At 56.5% G+C, this 19,069-nt stretch carries 19 protein-coding genes and 1 pseudogene; 18 read left to right on the top strand and 2 right to left on the bottom strand.

Going from position 1 to position 19,069, the window contains the following annotated elements; genetic code table 11:
* Positions 1-6 precede the first annotated feature (6 nt).
* The 9 genes from K7B04_RS01400 (at position 7) to nhaR (ending at position 8,805) form a co-directional block, all read left to right on the top strand.
* Positions 7-2,601, top strand: a complete 2,595-nt coding sequence (locus K7B04_RS01400; protein WP_223803345.1) for a fimbrial biogenesis usher protein — start codon at positions 7-9, stop codon at positions 2,599-2,601.
* Entirely contained in the window at positions 2,602-3,609 is a 1,008-nt protein-coding gene (locus tag K7B04_RS01395; RefSeq protein ID WP_223803344.1) for a fimbrial protein BcfD, read from the top strand.
* On the top strand, positions 3,610-4,143 hold the full coding sequence (locus K7B04_RS01390) for a fimbrial protein BcfE (RefSeq protein ID WP_167576865.1): 534 nt from the start codon (positions 3,610-3,612) through the stop codon (positions 4,141-4,143).
* Positions 4,144-4,158: 15 nt separating this feature from the next.
* Positions 4,159-4,677, top strand: a complete 519-nt coding sequence (locus tag K7B04_RS01385) for a fimbrial protein BcfF (protein ID WP_223804107.1) — start codon at positions 4,159-4,161, stop codon at positions 4,675-4,677.
* Positions 4,670-5,377, top strand: coding sequence for a pili/flagellar-assembly chaperone (locus K7B04_RS01380; RefSeq protein ID WP_223803343.1), 708 nt, complete (start codon positions 4,670-4,672; stop codon positions 5,375-5,377). Before K7B04_RS01385 ends, K7B04_RS01380 begins: the two co-directional genes overlap by 8 nt.
* 31 nt (positions 5,378-5,408) lie before the next feature.
* A complete protein-coding gene (locus K7B04_RS01375; protein WP_223803342.1) occupies positions 5,409-6,242 on the top strand; it encodes a DsbA family protein in 834 nt (277 codons plus the stop codon).
* A gap of 24 nt (positions 6,243-6,266) precedes the next feature.
* Positions 6,267-6,554: a hypothetical protein gene (locus tag K7B04_RS01370; protein WP_223803341.1), complete on the top strand. Its 288-nt coding sequence runs from the start codon at positions 6,267-6,269 to the stop codon at positions 6,552-6,554.
* Positions 6,555-6,708: 154 nt separating this feature from the next.
* Positions 6,709-7,878, top strand: coding sequence for a Na+/H+ antiporter NhaA (gene nhaA / locus K7B04_RS01365; protein ID WP_223803340.1), 1,170 nt, complete (start codon positions 6,709-6,711; stop codon positions 7,876-7,878).
* A 27-nt stretch (positions 7,879-7,905) separates the two neighbouring features.
* Positions 7,906-8,805 carry a transcriptional activator NhaR gene (gene nhaR, locus K7B04_RS01360; protein WP_163448213.1) on the top strand — a complete coding sequence of 300 codons (900 nt, stop codon included), beginning with the start codon at positions 7,906-7,908 and terminating at the stop codon, positions 8,803-8,805.
* Positions 8,806-8,899: 94 nt separating this feature from the next.
* On the opposite strand, the gene rpsT is transcribed toward nhaR, so the two are convergent.
* Entirely contained in the window at positions 8,900-9,163 is a 264-nt protein-coding gene (gene rpsT / locus K7B04_RS01355; protein WP_003018940.1) for a 30S ribosomal protein S20, read from the bottom strand.
* 123 nt (positions 9,164-9,286) lie between these two features.
* Here rpsT and K7B04_RS01350 point away from each other — a divergent pair.
* The 7 genes and pseudogenes from K7B04_RS01350 (at position 9,287) to rihC (ending at position 16,328) form a co-directional block, all read left to right on the top strand.
* Positions 9,287-9,466 (top strand): annotated as a pseudogene (locus tag K7B04_RS01350) (DUF2575 domain-containing protein).
* Between the two features lie 25 nt (positions 9,467-9,491).
* A complete protein-coding gene (ribF, locus tag K7B04_RS01345; RefSeq protein ID WP_064547274.1) occupies positions 9,492-10,430 on the top strand; it encodes a bifunctional riboflavin kinase/FAD synthetase in 939 nt (312 codons plus the stop codon).
* A gap of 37 nt (positions 10,431-10,467) precedes the next feature.
* Positions 10,468-13,317, top strand: a complete 2,850-nt coding sequence (ileS, locus tag K7B04_RS01340) for an isoleucine--tRNA ligase (protein WP_223803339.1) — start codon at positions 10,468-10,470, stop codon at positions 13,315-13,317.
* Entirely contained in the window at positions 13,317-13,805 is a 489-nt protein-coding gene (gene lspA, locus K7B04_RS01335) for a signal peptidase II (protein WP_223803338.1), read from the top strand. The genes ileS and lspA overlap by 1 nt, the downstream gene beginning before the upstream one ends.
* A 140-nt stretch (positions 13,806-13,945) precedes the next feature.
* On the top strand, positions 13,946-14,395 hold the full coding sequence (gene fkpB / locus K7B04_RS01330; RefSeq protein WP_064547280.1) for an FKBP-type peptidyl-prolyl cis-trans isomerase: 450 nt from the start codon (positions 13,946-13,948) through the stop codon (positions 14,393-14,395).
* Between the two features lies 1 nt (position 14,396).
* Positions 14,397-15,347: a 4-hydroxy-3-methylbut-2-enyl diphosphate reductase gene (ispH, locus tag K7B04_RS01325; RefSeq protein WP_163448216.1), complete on the top strand. Its 951-nt coding sequence runs from the start codon at positions 14,397-14,399 to the stop codon at positions 15,345-15,347.
* Between the two features lie 66 nt (positions 15,348-15,413).
* Complete coding sequence (gene rihC, locus K7B04_RS01320; RefSeq protein ID WP_223803337.1) at positions 15,414-16,328, top strand: ribonucleoside hydrolase RihC; 915 nt, start codon at positions 15,414-15,416, stop codon at positions 16,326-16,328.
* Here rihC and K7B04_RS01315 read toward each other — a convergent pair whose 3' ends face one another.
* On the bottom strand, positions 16,329-17,234 hold the full coding sequence (locus K7B04_RS01315) for a LysR family transcriptional regulator (protein ID WP_223803336.1): 906 nt from the start codon (positions 17,232-17,234) through the stop codon (positions 16,329-16,331).
* Between the two features lie 92 nt (positions 17,235-17,326).
* Between K7B04_RS01315 and K7B04_RS01310 the strand changes: the two genes are divergently transcribed.
* Together K7B04_RS01310 and dapB are read left to right on the top strand one after the other, a co-directional pair.
* Positions 17,327-17,959 carry an alanyl-tRNA editing protein gene (locus K7B04_RS01310; RefSeq protein WP_223803335.1) on the top strand — a complete coding sequence of 211 codons (633 nt, stop codon included), beginning with the start codon at positions 17,327-17,329 and terminating at the stop codon, positions 17,957-17,959.
* A gap of 269 nt (positions 17,960-18,228) precedes the next feature.
* On the top strand, positions 18,229-19,050 hold the full coding sequence (gene dapB / locus K7B04_RS01305; protein ID WP_223803334.1) for a 4-hydroxy-tetrahydrodipicolinate reductase: 822 nt from the start codon (positions 18,229-18,231) through the stop codon (positions 19,048-19,050).
* Positions 19,051-19,069: the final 19 nt, after the last annotated feature.

Here is a 19,069-nt window from a genome sequence, read left to right as displayed (position 1 = left end):
AACGCCATGAAGCGCTCTTTGCACAATACCGCCAGACCTGCGTTGACGAGCCTGGCCCTGGCGTTAGCCAGCGCGTTGGCGGCGCCAAAAGGTTGGGCGGAAAACTATTTTAACCCCGCTTTTCTTTCCGACGATCCGTCGGCGGTGGCCGATCTCTCAACGTTTAACCATAACAATCAGGCCCCTGGTATTTACCGTGTTGATATCTATCTGAATAAAACACGGCAGGCGAGCCGGGATATCACCTTCAACCCGCGCAAACCGGGGCAAACGGCCAGCGATAACAGCGGGTTAAGCGCTTGTCTGACCCCTGCGATGCTGCGGGATATGGGGGTGAACGTCGCCGCTCTGGCGACGTTGGCGAAGGCCGGGCCAACCGACTGTATCGATATTGCAGCCGCCATTCCCGCCGCTTCGGTGAGTTTTGATTTTGCCCAGCAGCGACTGAACATCAGCATCCCGCAGGCGGCAATGGTCAATAACGCCAGGGGCTACATTCCTCCGCAAAACTGGGATGAAGGGGTGAATGCGCTGTTGCTGAACTATACGTTTACCGGGGCCAACAGTAGCGATAAGAGCGTTGATGGCTCGGCGGAAAATAACTATTTTCTGGGACTGAACGGTGGCCTAAACCTGGGGGCATGGCGTCTCCGTGACGATTCCACCTGGAACTACAACAGCAGCAGCCGGGATAACAAGAGCGACTGGCAGCATATCAGCACCTATCTGGAACGGGATGTTGTGGCGCTGAAAAGCGAACTGACGGCGGGGGATAGCTACACCCCCGGCGGCGTGTTTGACAGCCTGCCGTTTCGCGGCGTGCAGATAGCTTCCAACGACAACATGTTGCCTGACAGTATGAAAGGGTTTGCGCCAACCATTCACGGCATCGCCAGCAGCAATGCGCAGGTCACCATTCGTCAGAACGGCTATGTCATCAACCAGCGCTATGTCCCGCCGGGCCCCTTTACCATTAACGATCTCTACCCGACGGCCGCCAGCGGCGATTTAGTCGTTGAGGTGAAAGAATCCGATGGCAGCACCAGCAGCTATAGCGTGCCGTACTCCGCCGTTCCGGTGCTGCAACGAGAGGGCCGATTAAAATACGCCGCCTCGCTGGCGGAATATCGCGGCGATAGCAGTCAGAAAGAGGACGTAACATTCGGCCAGGCGACGTTGATGTGGGGGCTGCCCCACGGTTTGACCTTATACGGCGGTACGCAGTTTGCCGAGCATTATAAAGCCGCGGCGCTGGGGGCTGGGGCCAACATGGGCGACTGGGGGGCCATTTCGCTGGATATGACTCAGGCCTACAGCACCCTGGCTGATGACAGTGAGCATCAGGGGCAATCGCTGCGCGTGCTGTACGCGAAATCACTCAATCCGCTTGGGACCAACCTGCAACTGCTGGGATACCGCTACTCGACCTCCTCGTTTTATACGCTGGATGAAACGACGTGGAAAAGGATGTCGGGTTATGACGGCAATCGGGAAGACGATGGCGATACAACCAACGGGTCTGATTACTACAACCTTTACTACACCAAACGCGGCAAGGTGCAGCTGAATATCTCCCAGCAGCTAGGCCGCTACGGCTCCTTTTTCATTACTGCGAGCAAGCAAAGCTACTGGCATACCGATGAAACTAACTCGCTGCTGCAGGTGGGGTATAGCGATACCGTCGGTGGCATCTCATGGAGCGTATCGTACAACGACAGCCAATCGCCTGGGGAGGCGGAGAGCGATCAGATTCTGTCGCTGAACATGTCCTTGCCGCTGACGCAGTGGCTGAGCCATGGCGATGATCTCACGCGCTCGCCGCATAACGCCTACGCCACCTTTAGCGCCAGCAGCGACAAACAGCATAACGTGACGGAAAACATGGGGATTAACGGTACGTTGCTGGATGAAAACAACCTCAGTTATAGCGTTCAACAGGGCATGCAAAATCACGGTGGCGGCGAGAGCGGTGCGGCCAGCATGGAGTATGACGGCAGCCGCGGCGACGCGAGCGTGGGTTACAACATGAATGATAACGGCAACTACCAGCAGGTGAACTACGGCCTGAACGGCGGGCTGGTGGTGCATTCTCACGGCGTGACCCTCAGCCAGCCGCTGGGAAGCACCAATATCCTGGTGGCAGTGCCGGGCGCGGCGGGTGTCGGTATTGAAGAGGAGTCCGGTATTCATACCGACGGTCATGGCTATGCCGTGGTTCCTTATGCCACGACCTATCGACAAAACCGGATGGCGCTCGACGTGAACACTCTGGCGAATGATGTCGATATCGATGATTCGGTGACCAATGTCGTGCCTACCGAAGGCGCGTTAGCGGTGGCTCGCTTTCAAGCGCGGGTAGGGCAGCGCGCGTTGCTGACCGTGCGCTATCACGGCAAGGCTGTGCCGTTTGGCGCGACGGCAACGACCGAGGGCATTGACGCCATTGTCGGCGACGATGGCGAGGTGTATCTGCCCGGGCTGGCGAATCAGGGCGCGCTGCAGCTTCAGTGGGGGAAACAGGCGAATCAGCGCTGTGAAGCGCATTACCAACTGCCAGCGGCCTCACAGGCGCTGGTCCGACAAACCGTGGAATGTAACTAAATGAAAGTACGCGTGTTATTACTCCTGCTGGCCGGTGTGCTGCTGGCGCAGCATGCGTTGGCCGACGTCTGTAAAAACGTGAACGGCTCCCCTTCCAGCGTGGATTACGACCTGACGACAACGCTGACTGCCGCGCAGAACCAGGCGGGCAAGACCGTGCAGCTGGCGAGAAGCCAGGAGGTGAATGTGCAGGCGGTATGTCCCGCGGGATCGGCTCCCTATAATCACACCTATCGTTCCTATGTCTCGCCTTATCCCGTCGTGGAAACCGACGGGCGCTGGCAATACTTAAAGCTCGACCCGGATTATCTGGAAGGCGCCATGCAGATTCAGGATTCGGCGGTGGGTAATTTCTACCCGCCTGTTAACTATTACATGATGGGGACTGACGGTAACGTCAACACTGGCACGCCATTCTATATTCGCGATTCCAACCTTATTTTCCAGTTGAAGGTCGTGAAGCCTTTCGTGGGATCCGTCGTCATCTCACCCAAGACGATGTTCAGCGTCTACGTAACAACCAACAACAGCGATCTTCTTACTGACGTGGTTTACAACATTGTCTACAGCGGCAGCATCACCGTGCCGCAAAGCTGCGAAATCAATGCCGGACAAACCATTGTTGTCGACTTTGGTTCGCTGTATAGCGGCAATTTTACGCATGCGGGAGAGAAACCGCCGGGCGTGAGGACGCGCAACTTTAACGTCCCGGTTAAGTGCAACGGCGTGGATTCGACGGTCAACATGAGCATGCGCGTGATGGCGACCGCCGATAGCCATTTTCCCCAGGCGATCGCCTCAAGCAACCCCGATGTCGGCGTGGTGGTGGAAACCCGCGACGGCAATGTACTCACGCCTGATGACCTCAGCAGTCGCGCCCCTTTTGTTACGGACGATCGCGGGTGGGCAAACATCGCCCTGCAAGCTTATCCGGTGAGTACAACCGGAAACGTGCCGGCGGAAGGGGCCTTCACGGCGCTGGCTAACCTACGGGTGGATTTCGATTAAATGGACAAACGCCTGTATCTCTTTGCTGCGCTGGCGCTGGCGCCTTTATGCCGGGCTGATGATTCGGGCTACAACCTCGAATTTACCGGCACTATCGTGGCGCAAACCTGCGATGTTGATATCTCCAGCCTGAGCCAGAGTATCGATCTCGGGCAATTTTCGGTGGACGACTTTCCGTCCGCCGGAACGACGACAAAGTTTAAGCCTTTCAACATTAACCTGAAAAACTGCTCACGAGAGATCAGCGGTACCAGAATCTGGTTTACCGGCCAGGCCGACAGTGACAATCCGTCGCTGCTGGCGCTGACCGACACCGGAATGGGCAACGAAAATATGCTGGCCAGCGGCGTGGGCGTTGAAATCCTCGATGAAAACCAGAATGACGTCAGCATCAACAACAGCGACTCGGCGGTTTATCCGCTTAAAGCGGGGCGAAACACGCTCTCGTTTTACATCCGCTACAAATCCACTCAGCCCGTCGTGACCTCAGGTAATGCGACGGCGGTGATGTATTTCGATCTTCAGTATGAATAAGGGGCGGCAGTGAACATTCATCTTTGCGCCGCTTGCGGCATTGCGTTGAGTCTGGCGGCGTTCGCGACGCTGGCCCACGATGGACGTGTCTACGTCACTGGCACTATCACCAATAACACCTGCACGCTTTCGCCAGATTCACAGAATATGACCGTGGCGATGGGCGACGTCTCTAACCGCCAGTTTTTGCATCCTGGCGAGGGGGCCGCCTGGCAGTCGTTTGCTATCGATCTGTTGAACTGTGGTTCAACCGCCAGCGGTGTTTCGGTGAGCTTTAGCGGCAGTGAGGATGAGAGCAATCACAATCTGTTGGCGCTGACGCCCGAAGAGGGCAATGCCACCGGCGTGGGGATCGCGCTGTATGACACAAACAAAAATGCCATCCCGCTGGGCGCTGACAGTGCGACGATGCCGCTGATCGGCGGGCAGGCGTCCGTACATCTACAGTTTTATGCGCGTTATGTGGCGGATGGCGGCACGGTCGCATCCGGCACGGCAAACGCTTCGGCGACATTTAAGCTGACCTATGAATAAGTTGATTCTTCGCCTGGCGACAATCGGGTTATTGCTGTCGCTCTCTCCGGCACGGGCTGGCGTGGTGATTGGCGGCACGCGGTTTATTTATCCGGCTGGCACCTCATCGCTCAGCGTACCGCTGCGCAATACCTCTGCCACAAGCTGGCTGATCAATAGCCATATTCAGTCTGCCGTACGTTGGCCTGGCGCCGACCCGACCCCTGTCGCTTCACCGCCGTTTATCGTCACGCCACCGCTCTTCCTGCTTGCCGCAGGCCAGGAGAATACGCTGCGTCTGGTGTACAGCGGCGGCTCGTTGCCGAACGACAGAGAGAGCCTTTTTACGCTCAGTATTGCCGCGATCCCTTCCGGGAAACCGAGTGCCAACAGCGTGCAGATGGCTTTTCGTTCGGCCATGAAACTGCTTTATCGCCCCTCCGGGCTGAGCGGCGACCCGCAGCAGGCGTACCGGCAACTGCGCTGGAGCCTGGCCCCGGACGGCCTTTCGGTGCACAACCCAACGCCTTATTACATCACCCTTTTTTTACTGAACATTGACGGTAGCGCGAGGGATGGCGCGGGCGTCGTCGCCCCTTTTTCCACCCGGCGTCTGCGCGGATGCCAGAAGGCGGCGCACTGCGCGATTCGTTGGCAAAGCATTAATGATGATGGCCGGGTGATGCCGCCGGTGGTCTTTAACGCCGTTGAAAATCGCTAATTTTTCCCCTTTAGAGAATGAGGACTCTCGTATGTTACATCCTGTTTTAGCACGCCGTTCATGGGCGGCGCTGGCATTGTTCAGCGCCATCTCGCTTCCCGCGATGGCGACCGATAACGCGCAGATTGGCCCAGAGGCCGAAGCCTATATTGCCAGCCATCCTGACAAAGTCGGGCAGGCGGTTGCGACGTATCTGGCGAATCATCCCGAGTTTTTAGTGGCGGCTAGCGAAACCCTGCATCAACGCCAGCAAATTGCCCAGCAGCAGGCTTACGTGCAGTTGGCGTCGCAGTATCGTGCCGATTTGCTGAGCGATAGCAGCCCTTCCGTCGGCCCTGCCGATGCGAAAGCCGCCGTGGTCATGTTCTTCGATTACCAGTGTTCGTGGTGCAGCAAAATGGCGCCGGAAGTCGAAAATCTGGTCAAAGCGAACCCCGATACGCGCTTTATTTTTAAAGAGTTTCCGATTTTTGCCTCTCGCTGGCCGGCATCCGGACTGGCGGCGCGCGTCGGCGAGCAGGTCTGGCTGACGCACGGCGGCGCGAAGTATCTCGACTGGCACAATGCCCTTTACGCGACGGGTAAAGTGGAAGGCGCGCTGACGGACAAGGATATTTATTCTCTGGCGCATCACTATCTGAATGACGCGCAAATTGCGGCGGTGAATAGCGCGCAAAGTAGCGGCCGTATTCATGATGCGTTGATGCTCAATCAGGCGCTGGCGCAGCATATGGACTTCACTGGCACGCCAGCCTTTGTGGTGATGCCGCAGGCGGCCAATGCCGATAGCAAACGGATCTCTGTCGTTCCCGGCAGCACATCGCAGGATGCATTACAGATGGCGATCCTGAAAGCAAAAGGGTAATGCGCTGATGGCGAGGTTCACGGAATGAGAAATCGGGTAGGCGGCACGGTGCTTATTTTGCTATTGCCGTGGGCATGTACCACAGGCGCGGCCGCGATTGGCAATATTGTCTTTTCCGGCAGCGTGGTGGAAATGGGCTGCTGGAATGAGACGGATGCGCTTGAGGTTCTTTGTCATCGTCACGATAGCGTTGAGCGTCACGTCATTGTGGAGAATCTGACCACGCCGATCGCGCAGCCGTACGCATCGGTCGAAACCCATTATCTCGATGAAGACAAGCAACTGACGCTGTTGCGCATTGTCTATGATTAACTTTTGCAACGCTGAATACTTCGGTATGTCCGGCTTTCTTTTGATTATATTTCGTTAAAAACGAATCGTTGAGCAATAATAATCTTATTTTTTCGAGCAGTTAAGGGGTTTAGAATGGTTTAAACGAGTTATTGACGGAACAGAGAGAGTAAAAGTGAAGCATCTTCAGCGTTTCTTTAGCAACGATGCCTCTGGGGGCATTATCCTCATTATTGCTGCCGTACTGGCGATGCTGATGGCGAACATGGGATTCACCAGCGGCCTGTATCGGGCTTTTTTAGATACCCCGGTGCAGGTTCGCGTCGGCGCCCTTGAGATCAACAAAAACATGCTGCTGTGGATTAACGATGCCCTGATGGCGGTGTTTTTCCTGTTGATTGGCCTCGAGGTTAAACGCGAGATGATGCAGGGATCGTTAGCGACGCGTCGTCAGGCGATTTTCCCGGTCGTGGCCGCGCTGGGTGGTATGGTCGTGCCCGCGCTGGTCTATCTGGCGTTTAACGCGCAGGATCCGGTGGCCAGCAGCGGCTGGGCGATTCCGGCGGCAACGGATATCGCTTTTGCACTTGGCGTGCTGGCGCTGCTCGGCAGCCGGGTTCCGGCATCGCTCAAGATCTTCCTGATGGCGCTGGCAATTATCGACGACCTGGGCGCTATTGTGATTATTGCGCTGTTCTACACCAGCGATTTATCGCTGCTGTCGCTTGCCGTCGCGGCCGTTGCTATTGCGGCGCTGGCTGTCCTGAATCTGAGCGGCGTACGGCGCACCGGTATTTATATTCTGGTCGGCGTCATTTTGTGGACCGCGGTGCTGAAGTCGGGCGTGCATGCCACGCTGGCGGGCGTGATCGTGGGCTTCTTTATTCCGCTGCGCGAGCAGGACGGCAAGTCGCCAGCGAAACAGCTTGAGCACGTTTTACACCCGTGGGTGGCCTTTATGATCCTGCCGCTATTTGCCTTTGCGAATGCGGGCGTCTCGCTGCAAGGGGTGACGCTGGACGGGCTGACTTCGCTGCTGCCGCTGGGCATTATCGCCGGTCTGTTTATTGGCAAACCGCTGGGCATTAGCGTGTTCTGCTGGCTGGCGCTGAAGCTGAATCTGGCAAAGCTGCCGGAAGGCACCCGCTTTGCGCAGATTATGGCCGTGGGCCTGCTGTGCGGGATTGGTTTTACGATGTCTATTTTTATCGCCAGCCTGGCCTTTGGCAGCGTCGATCCGTCGCTGATTAACTGGGCGAAGCTTGGCATTCTGATCGGCTCCGTCCTGTCAGCGGTGGTGGGATACAGCTTGCTACGTGCACGCTTAAAGCCGGTAGCGAAATGAGAATGAAAGGAGAGGGGAGCACAGGGCATGTCGCATATTAACTACAACCATCTTTACTACTTCTGGCATGTCTACAAGGAAGGTTCTGTCGTGGGCGCGGCGGAGGCGCTGTACCTCACGCCGCAGACCATTACCGGACAGATTAAGGCACTGGAAGAGCGCCTGCAGGGCAAGCTGTTTAAACGTAAAGGGCGCGGCATTGAGCCGACGGAGCTCGGGGAACTGGTCTTCCGCTACGCGGACAAAATGTTCACCTTAAGCCAGGAGATGCTGGATATCGTGAACTACCGTAAGGAATCGAACCTGTTGTTCGACGTCGGCGTAGCCGATGCGCTGTCGAAACGGTTGGTCAGTGGCGTACTGGATGCCGCCGTGGTGGAAGGTGAGCAAATTCATCTGCGCTGTTTTGAGTCGACGCATGAAATGTTGCTCGAGCAGCTCAGTCAGCACAAGCTGGATATGATTATCTCTGACTGCCCGATCGACTCCACGCAGCAGGAAGGGCTGTTCTCGGTCAAAATCGGTGAGTGCAGCGTGAGCTTCTGGTGCACCAATCCGCCGCCGGAGAAACCTTTCCCGGCCTGTCTGGAAGAGCGACGTTTGCTGATTCCGGGCCGCCGCTCCATGCTCGGGCGTAAGCTGCTGAACTGGTTTAACGTGCAGGGGCTGAAGGTCGAGATACTTGGTGAGTTTGACGATGCGGCGCTGATGAAGGCCTTTGGCGCGGCGCATAACGCCATATTTGTCGCGCCGACGCTCTATGCCCACGACTTTTATGCCGACGACAGCATTGTGGAAATTGGCCGTATGGATAACGTGATGGAAGAGTATCACGCAATTTTTGCCGAACGCATGATTCAGCATCCATCGGTACAGCGTATCTGCCATAGCGACTATTCGGCGCTGTTTGCCGAACCGTCGAAGTAATCTTGTCGCCCGGCATGCCGGGCGACGTCAATCGCAGGCATAAAAAAACCCGCTTTACGCGGGTTTTTCTACAAAGCTGATAACAAGCGGGCGATTAAGCCAGTTTGTTGATCTGTGCAGTCAGGTTTGCTTTATGACGTGCAGCTTTGTTTTTGTGGATCAGACCTTTAGCAGCCTGACGGTCCACGATCGGTTGCATTTCGTTAAATGCTTTCAGTGCAGTAGCTTTGTCGCCAGCTTCGATAGCTGCGTATACTTTCTTGATGAAAGTACGCATCATAGAGCGACGGCTAGCGTTGTGTTTGCGAGCCTTTTCAGACTGAACGGCGCGCTTCTTAGCTGATTTGATATTAGCCAAGGCCAACTCCCAAATGTGTTCTATATGGACAATTCAAAGGCCGAGGAATATGCCCGTTTAGCCTTCTTTTGTCAATGGATTTGTGCAAATAAGCGCCGTTAATTTGACAACGCTGCATTACGTATTGATGGCGCAGGATTCTACCAGCTTGTCGCCGATGAATACAGTCTTTCCGGCACAAAAATCACGCGTCTCGACTATATTTTCTTGCCTTTTTAACGGATGCTGATGAAATCATTCCCTCTTTCCGTTACGAGGTGTAATCGCCGGTTAACCTTGACTGCTGTACAAGGTATACTCTGACGATTTTCACTCTTTTGAGCCAGACATGAAGCTGATACGCGGCATACATAATCTCAGTCAGGCCCCACATGGGTGCGTTCTGACCATTGGTAATTTCGACGGTGTGCATCGTGGGCATCAGGCGTTACTGCAAGGCTTACGTGCCGAGGGCAGAGCGCGCGGTTTGCCTGTGGTGGTGATGATTTTTGAACCGCAGCCGCTGGAGCTCTTCGCGGCTGACAAGGCCCCTGCGCGCTTGACGCGCCTGCGCGAAAAGCTGCGCTATCTGGCCGAGAGTGGAGTGGACTACGTCCTGTGCCTGCGTTTTGATCGCCGCTTTGCGGCGCTGACCGCGCAGGACTTTATCAGCGAGCTGCTGGTGAAGCGGCTGGGCGTGCAGTTCCTTGCCGTGGGGGATGATTTCCGCTTTGGCGCTGGTCGTCAGGGGGATTTCTTGTTATTACAGAAGGCGGGCGCGGACTTCGGTTTCGACATCACCAGCACGCAAACCTTCTGCCATGGCGGAGTACGCATTAGCAGCACCGCGGTGCGCCAGGCATTGGCCGACGATAATCTCGAGCAGGCGGAACGTCTGCTGGGTCATCCTTTTATTATCTCCGGGCGCGTGGTGCACGGCGATGAACTGGGCCGCACAATTGGTTTCCCGACGGCGAATTTACCGCTGCGTCGTCAGGTTTCCCCTGTTAAAGGGGTTTATGCGGTGGAAGTGGCAGGGCTGGGCGACAAGCCGCTGCCGGGCGTGGCTAACATTGGCACGCGTCCAACGGTTGCGGGCATGCGCCAGCAGCTGGAGGTTCATTTGCTGGACGTTGCAATGGACCTGTACGGTCGCCATATAGATGTGATACTGCGTAAAAAGATACGCAACGAGCAGCGATTCGCGTCGCTTGATGAGCTTAAGGCTCAAATCGCACGCGATGTGCTAACGGCCCGGGAGCATTTTGGGCTATCAACACCGGCTTAATGCCTGAACACGTTTTAAATACGGAATCGATAATCTGATGAGTGACTATAAATCTACCCTGAATTTGCCGGAAACAGGGTTCCCGATGCGCGGCGATCTCGCCAAGCGTGAACCGGGGATGCTGGCGCGTTGGACCGATGATGACCTGTACGGCATCATTCGTGCAGCCAAAAAAGGCAAAAAAACCTTCATTCTGCATGATGGCCCTCCATATGCGAATGGCAGCATTCATATTGGTCACTCGGTTAACAAGATTCTGAAAGACATTATCGTGAAGTCCAAAGGACTTTCCGGTTACGACTCGCCGTACGTCCCGGGTTGGGACTGCCATGGCCTGCCGATCGAACTGAAGGTAGAGCAGGAATACGGTAAGCCAGGTGAGAAATTCACCGCGGCAGAATTCCGCGCCAAGTGCCGCGAATATGCCGCCACTCAGGTTGACGGCCAGCGTACCGACTTTATCCGTCTGGGCGTGCTGGGCGACTGGCAGAAGCCGTACCTGACCATGGACTTCAAAACCGAAGCCAACATCATTCGCGCGCTGGGTAAAATCGTCGCTAACGGCCACCTGCACAAAGGCGCGAAGCCGGTGCACTGGTGCGTTGACTGCCGTTCTGCGCTGGCGGAAGCGGAAGTTGAGTATTACGACAAAACCTCCCCGTCTATCGACGTCGCGTTCCACGCCGCCGATCAGGACGCGGTAAAAGCGAAATTTGGCGCGTCCAACGTGACTGGGCCTATCTCGCTGGTTATCTGGACCACCACGCCGTGGACTCTGCCAGCTAACCGCGCCATTTCCCTGGCGCCGGACTTCGATTATGCGCTGGTGCAGATCGACGGTCAGGCGGTGATTCTGGCCAGCGATCTGGTCGAAAGCGTGATGAAACGCATTGGCGCCGCTGACTACACCATCCTCGGTACCGTCAAAGGCGCTGAGCTGGAGCTGCTGCGCTTTACCCACCCGTTCATGGGCTTCGATGTGCCGGCTATCCTCGGCGATCACGTCACCCTGGATGCGGGTACCGGCGCGGTGCATACCGCCGGTGGCCACGGCCCGGACGACTACGTGATCAGCCAGAAATACGGCCTGGAAATCGCGAACCCGGTTGGCCCGGACGGCTCATACCTGGCGGGTACCTATCCGGAGCTGGACGGTGTGAACGTCTTTAAAGCCAACGACAAAATCGTTGCGCTGCTGACGGAGAAAGGCGCGCTGCTGCACGTCGAAAAAATGCAGCACAGCTATCCGTGCTGCTGGCGTCATAAGTCGCCGATCATCTTCCGTGCGACCCCGCAGTGGTTCGTCAGCATGGACCAGAAAGGCCTGCGCATTCAGTCTCTCAAAGAGATCGACCGCATTGAACAGGAAGGCCTGGCGAAAGAAGATCTGAGCGGCTGGATCCCTGCATGGGGTAAAGCGCGTATCGAATCCATGGTGGCTAACCGTCCTGACTGGTGTATCTCCCGTCAGCGTACCTGGGGCGTGCCGATGGCGCTGTTCGTGCATAAAGACACCGAAGAGCTGCACCCGCGCACCACCGAATTGATGGAAGCGGTGGCCAAATACGTTGAGAAAGATGGCATTCAGGCGTGGTGGGATCTCGACCCGCGTGAAATCCTCGGCGACGACGCAGACAACTACGTCAAAGTGCCGGATACGCTGGACGTATGGTTCGACTCCGGTTCAACCAGCTACTCCGTTGTTGACGCCCGTCCGGAATTCGGCGGTCACGCAGCGGATATGTACCTGGAAGGTTCCGACCAGCACCGCGGCTGGTTCATGTCCTCGCTGATGATCAGCGTCGCCATGAAAGGCAAAGCGCCATACCGTCAGGTACTGACCCACGGCTTCACCGTCGATGGTCAGGGCCGTAAGATGTCCAAATCTATTGGTAACACCGTTTCTCCGCAGGACGTGATGAACAAACTGGGCGCGGATATCCTGCGTCTGTGGGTGGCATCCACCGACTACACCGGCGAAATGGCGGTGTCTGACGAAATCCTGAAACGTGCTGCCGACAGCTATCGTCGTATCCGTAACACCGCGCGCTTCCTGCTGGCGAACCTCAACGGGTTCGATCCGAAGAAAGACATGGTGAAACCGGAAGAGATGGTCGTGCTGGATCGTTGGGCCGTCGCCTGTGCGCAGGCCGCTCAGGAAGATATCGTGAAAGCGTACGCTTCCTACGATTTCCACGAAGTGGTACAGCGTCTGATGCGCTTCTGCTCCGTTGAAATGGGCTCGTTCTACCTCGACATCATCAAAGACCGCCAGTACACCGCGAAAGCCGACAGCGTGGCGCGTCGTAGCTGCCAGACTGCGCTGTACCATATCGCAGAAGCACTGGTTCGCTGGATGGCGCCAATCATGTCCTTCACCGCCGATGAAATCTGGGGCTACCTGCCGGGCGACCGTGAGAAGTATGTCTTCACCGGCGAATGGTATGAAGGGCTGTTCGGTCTGGACAATGCCGAAGAGATGAACGACGACTTCTGGGAAGAGCTGCTGAAAGTTCGTGGCGAAGTGAACAAGGTTATCGAACAGGCGCGTGCTGACAAGAAAGTCGGTGGTTCCCTCGAAGCGGCAGTGACCCTGTACGCGGATGCGGAGCTGGCGGCCAAACTGACGGCGCTGGGTGACGAATTACGATTTGTCCTGTTGACCTCCGGGGCGACCGTTGCCGATTATGCAGCGGCGACCGCTGACGCTCAGCAGAGTGAACTGCTGAAAGGTCTGAAAGTCGCGCTGAATAAAGCCGAAGGTGAGAAGTGCCCGCGCTGCTGGCACTATACTCAGGATATCGGCAAGGTGGCGGAGCACGCAGATATCTGCGGACGCTGTGTGAGCAACGTGGCCGGTGACGGCGAAAAACGTAAGTTTGCCTGATGAGTAAATCGATTTGTGCAACAGGGCTGCGCTGGCTGTGGCTGGTCGTCGCCGTGCTGATTATCGATCTGGGCAGTAAATACCTGATCCTCCAGAACTTTACTCTGGGGGAAACGGTGTCGCTGTTCCCGTCGCTTAATCTCCATTATGCGCGTAACTACGGCGCCGCGTTCAGCTTCCTGGCTGACAGCGGCGGTTGGCAGCGCTGGTTCTTCGCGGGTATCGCTATCGGTATCTGCGTGGCGCTGGCGGTACTGATGTACCGTTCCAAAGCTACGCAGAAGCTGAATAACATCGCCTATGCGCTGATTATTGGCGGCGCGCTGGGTAACCTGTTCGACCGTCTGTGGCACGGTTTTGTCGTCGACATGATCGATTTCTACGTCGGCGACTGGCACTTTGCCACCTTCAACCTGGCCGATACGGCAATTTGTATCGGCGCGGCGTTGATTGTGCTGGAAGGCTTCCTGCCGAAAAAGCAGGCGTAAGATAATGCCGGATGGCGCTGCGCTTATCCGGCCTACGATCCATTGTAGGCCCGGAAAGCGTCGCGCCATCTGCAATCGCTACGCCGAACACATAACAATAATCGTCATTTCAATGTCGTAAGATAGAAGGCTGTACCTGCATGTCTAACTCGATTCAAAGCAATAGCGCGGTGCTGGTGCACTTCACGCTGAAACTGGACGATGGCTCTACCGCTGAGTCAACCCGTAACAACGGCAAACCGGCGCTGTTTCGTCTGGGCGATGCCTCCCTGTCTGAAGGGCTGGAGCAGCATCTTCTCGGCCTGAAGGCCGGGGACAAAAAATCCTTCTCTCTGGAGCCGGATGCGGCGTTCGGTATCTCGACGCCCGACCTGATCCAGTATTTCTCCCGCCGCGAATTTATGGATGCGGGCGAGCCGGAAATCGGGGCGATCATGCTGTTCACCGCGATGGATGGCAGCGAAATGCCGGGCGTGATCCGCGAAATCAACGGTGATTCCATCACGGTTGATTTTAACCATCCGCTGGCGGGTCATACCGTTCATTTTGATATTGAAGTACTGGAAGTCGATCCGGTACTGGAGGCGTAACATGCAGATCCTGTTGGCCAACCCACGCGGCTTTTGTGCAGGCGTTGACCGCGCTATCAGCATTGTTGAAAATGCGCTCGCCATTTATGGCGCGCCAATCTACGTTCGTCACGAAGTGGTGCACAACCGCTACGTGGTGGACAGTCTGCGTGAACGCGGCGCGATTTTTATCGAGCAGATTAGCGAAGTGCCGGACGGCGCTATCCTGATCTTCTCCGCGCACGGGGTCTCCCAGGCCGTCCGTAACGAGGCTAAAAGCCGCGAGCTCACGGTGTTCGACGCGACCTGTCCGTTAGTCACGAAAGTGCATATGGAAGTGGCGCGCGCCAGCCGTCGTGGTGAAGAATCCATTCTGATTGGCCATGCTGGCCACCCGGAAGTGGAAGGTACGATGGGTCAGTACAGCAACCCGAAAGGGGGCATGTACCTCGTTGAGTCGCCGGAAGATGTGCTGAAGCTGGCGGTGAAAGACGAAAGCAAGCTGTCGTTTATGACCCAGACCACGCTCTCGGTGGACGATACCTCCGACGTTATTGATGCCTTACGCCAGCGCTTCCCGAAAATCGTTGGTCCGCGCAAAGACGATATTTGCTACGCCACCACGAACCGCCAGGAAGCCGTGCGATCGCTCGCCCAGCAGGCCGACGTGGTGCTGGTGGTTGGCTCGAAAAACTCGTCCAACTCCAACCGTCTGGCCGAACTGGCGCAGCGGATGGGCAAAGCGGCCTATCTGATTGACGATGCGGCGGACATCCAGGAAGCCTGGGTGAAAGACGCCGCCTGTGTCGGCGTGACAGCTGGAGCTTCCGCGCCGGATATTCTGGTGCAGAACGTGATTGCCCGCCTGCAATCGCTGGGCGGCGGCGAAGCCATCACCCTTGAAGGCCGCGAAGAGAATATTGTTTTCGAAGTTCCGCGCGAACTGCGTGTGGATGTTCGTGAAGTCGAATAAATTATTTCTCCCGCGAATGTGAAAAAATGCCAGGCTTAACGTCTGGCATTTTTTTAGGGAGAAATCATGCGTCTACCTATTTTTCTGGATACCGATCCCGGTATTGATGATGCGGCGGCGATTGCCGCTGCGCTGTTTGCCCCGGAGCTGGATCTTCAACTGATGACCACCGTTGCCGGCAACGTCTCGGTCGAAAAAACCACCCGTAACGGCTTACAGCTCCTGCATTTCTGGGACGCCGATGTTCCACTTGCACAAGGGGCCGCCGCGCCGCTGGTGCGTCCGCTACGTGACGCCGCCTCGGTTCACGGCGAGTCGGGCATGGAAGGCTACGACTTTGTTGAGCACAACCGTCAGCCGCTGGCCAAACCGGCGTTCCAGGCGATCCGTGATGCGCTGATGCATGCGCCGCAGCCGATTACGCTGGTGGCTATCGGGCCACTCACCAATATTGCGCTGCTGCTGACTCAGTATCCGGAGTGTCGTTTTAATATCCGTCGCCTGGTGATCATGGGCGGCTCCGCCGGGCGCGGTAACTTTACGCCGAACGCCGAGTTCAACATCGCTATCGACCCGGAAGCCGCGGCGCTGGTGTTCCGCAGCGGTCTGGAGATTGTGATGTGTGGGCTGGACGTCACCAATCAGGCCGTGTTGACGCCGGAGTATCTGTCTACGCTTCCCGCGCTCAATAAGACCGGCAGCATGCTTCACGCGTTGTTCAGCCACTATCGTAGCGGCAGTATGCAGAGCGGCCTGCGGATGCACGACCTCTGCGCCATTGCCTGGCTGGTCCGTCCGGACCTGTTTACGCTGCACAGCTGCTTTGTGGCGGTGGAAACCCAGGGGCAATACACTGCTGGCACCACGGTGGTGGATATTGAAGGGCGTCTGGGGCAGCCCGCTAACGCGCAGGTGGCGCTGGATCTTGATGTGGAGGGTTTTCGTCAGTGGGTGGCTGAGGTATTCGCCCGTGCGCCGTAATCAGGTGTGTAGCGGTACCTTCTCGCTGAGATAGTCAATCATCGCCCGCATTCTGGCGGGCATATGTTGATTGCGCGTCCACAGCAGCCACAGCTCGCCGCTGTAGTCGCTAATAAATTCCCATTCTGGCAGGACCTGGACGATCTCTCCGCTTGCAAGTGCTTCGCGGGCGGTAAAGAGCGGCAGGCTGCCGATTCCCAGATCATTTTTTACCGCATCCAGACGTACGCCAGTGTGGTTGGCGGCGTAGCGGCCATGAGTCTGAATGGTCTCCACGCGTTCACCGCGGCGAAACTTCCAGCGCGAATCCGCAGGGGTCTCGCCAAGGCTGATACAGCTATGGTCGCGCAGTGCCTGCGGGTGTTCTGGCATACCGTGCTCGCGTAAGTACGCGGGGGTAGCGCATATCACATGTCTAACCGGCATCAGCGGTTTCCCGTACAAGCCAGGGGAGGGAGACTGACTGATGCGCAGCGCAAGGTCGACGCCGTCGTCGATTAAATCCATATAGCGGTCTTCCAGCCGCAGACAGACGTCCACCTGCGGGTAGCTGGCAAAGAATTCGGCCATCAGAGGGTGAATAACAAACCGTCCCACCGCCTTGGGCACGCTGAGGGTCAGCTTACCTTGCGCGATGCTTTGTCGGCTGCTGCCCGAGTCGACGGCCATTTGTGCCGCATGCAGCATCTCCAGTGCATGTTCATACACCATTTTTCCCGTTTCGCTGAGCGCCAGCTTGCGCGTTGTACGATGCAACAGTTTGCTGCCCAGCGCCTGTTCCAGACGTGAAACGCTGCGGCTAATCGCAGAGGGGGTGGTGCCTGAGGCTTTCGCGGCGGCGGAGAAATTCCCCTGCTCAATAATCAACACAAAGGTGGCAAGGTCGGGAAGAAGGTTAGGGTTCATTTGTGCGTACCAGGCAAAGATGCATTGAGCAGGCGTGGGATTATCCCTACGAGTAAAGTGAATATACTCTTCTCATCAAGAGGAGAACAACCATGACCGAACGTCTTTATTACACCTGTGATAACACCGAAGGCCAAGCCACGGTGATGAGCTGTACGGCGCGAGCGGAAGGAGGCTATGCGGTGGTGCTGGATGGCACGCTTTTTCACCCACAGGGCGGTGGGCAACCCGCGGATGCCGGCTGGATTGATGAGATCCCCGTCGAGACGGTGATCGCGCGTGATGACGACGTGCTACATATCGTAGCAACACCGATTGAGCCTGGCGTAGTCAAGTTGAGGGTTGATGCGTCACAGCGTCAGCTGCATGCGCGGCTGCACTCTGCGGGGCATCTTATCGGCCTGGCGGGTACAGAGTACGGATGGCAACCGGTGAAAGCGCACCACTGGCCTGGCGAAGGGCGCATTACGTTTTCCGCAAAAGGTAGCAGTTCGCTGCCGGATTGTGCCTCGCTGCTAGCGAAAATCAGCGCCTGGCAGGCGGAGGATCTTCCTCGCCGGGTGACATTCGACGGCGGTTTGCGCGAAGTCGGGTTTGGTGAGCTTCCCGCTTACCCTTGCGGTGGGACGCATGTTGCGCGTTTATCCGACATTGGGCAGGTGACGATTACCCAGGTGAAGATGAAAAAAGGGCAGATGATCGTTAACTACACGCTTGTGTCGTAAAACCGGGCTTGCGAAAGTCGCTATGCAGATTGGCTGTATTTTGTTCGGTTTTCCCGTCGTTTTCCCATCGGCTTACCGCTTACTGAGCGAGTTTGACTTCTTTCCTTTGCTGCGGCAATGATTCATCCTGCGGGATGAATCATGTCTTTTACTGATATTCCCCTCTGTTTATCATTAAATTCTAATTATGGGTGTTTTCAGCTAGCGACCTCCGGGCGCGCTGGTTACTCTGAAAACGATTTACGCAATTTTTACAAAAGAGAATAGCTATGCATGAAGCACAAATCCGCGTCGCCATTGCCGGCGCCGGCGGCCGCATGGGACGGCAGTTAATCCAGGCCGCCATGGCGATGGAAGGTGTTCAGCTGGGCGCCGCGCTGGAGCGTGAAGGCTCTTCCTTGCTGGGCAGCGATGCTGGCGAACTGGCGGGGGCGGGAAAGTCCGGCGTGACCGTTCAAAGCAGCCTTGAGGCGGTAAAAGATGATTTTGACGTGTTCATCGATTTTACCCGTCCGGAAGGTACGTTGACGCATCTGGCGTTTTGCCGCCAGCAGGGTAAAGGGATGGTGATTGGTACTACCGGCTTTGACGATGCTGGTAAACAAGCCATTCGCGAGGCGTCACAAGAGATTGCGATCGTTTTCGCCGCAAACTTTAGCGTCGGCGTTAACGTCATGCTCAAGCTGCTGGAGAAAGCCGCGAAGGTAATGGGCGACTACACCGATATTGAAATTATTGAAGCGCACCACCGCCATAAAGTGGATGCACCGTCGGGTACGGCGCTGGCAATGGGCGAGGCGATCGCCGGGGCGCTGGATAAAGATCTGAAGGACTGCGCGGTCTACTCGCGTGAAGGTTATACCGGTGAACGCGTGCCGGGCACGATTGGTTTTGCGACCGTACGCGCGGGCGACATTGTCGGCGAACACACCGCCATGTTTGCCGATATTGGCGAGCGTGTGGAGATAACGCATAAGGCTTCCAGCCGCATGACGTTTGCTAACGGAGCGGTAAGATCGGCATTGTGGCTTAAGTCGAAGCAAAACGGTCTTTTTGATATGCGTGATGTGCTGAATTTGAATGAACTATAAGTATTTATTACCCATCGTG

The organism is Kluyvera sp. CRP, assembly GCF_019930565.1.
Lineage (GTDB): Bacteria > Pseudomonadota > Gammaproteobacteria > Enterobacterales > Enterobacteriaceae > Kluyvera > Kluyvera georgiana_A.
The sequence above is the reverse complement of the archived record's forward strand: the minus strand, read 5'-3'. Positions and strand labels throughout refer to the sequence as shown.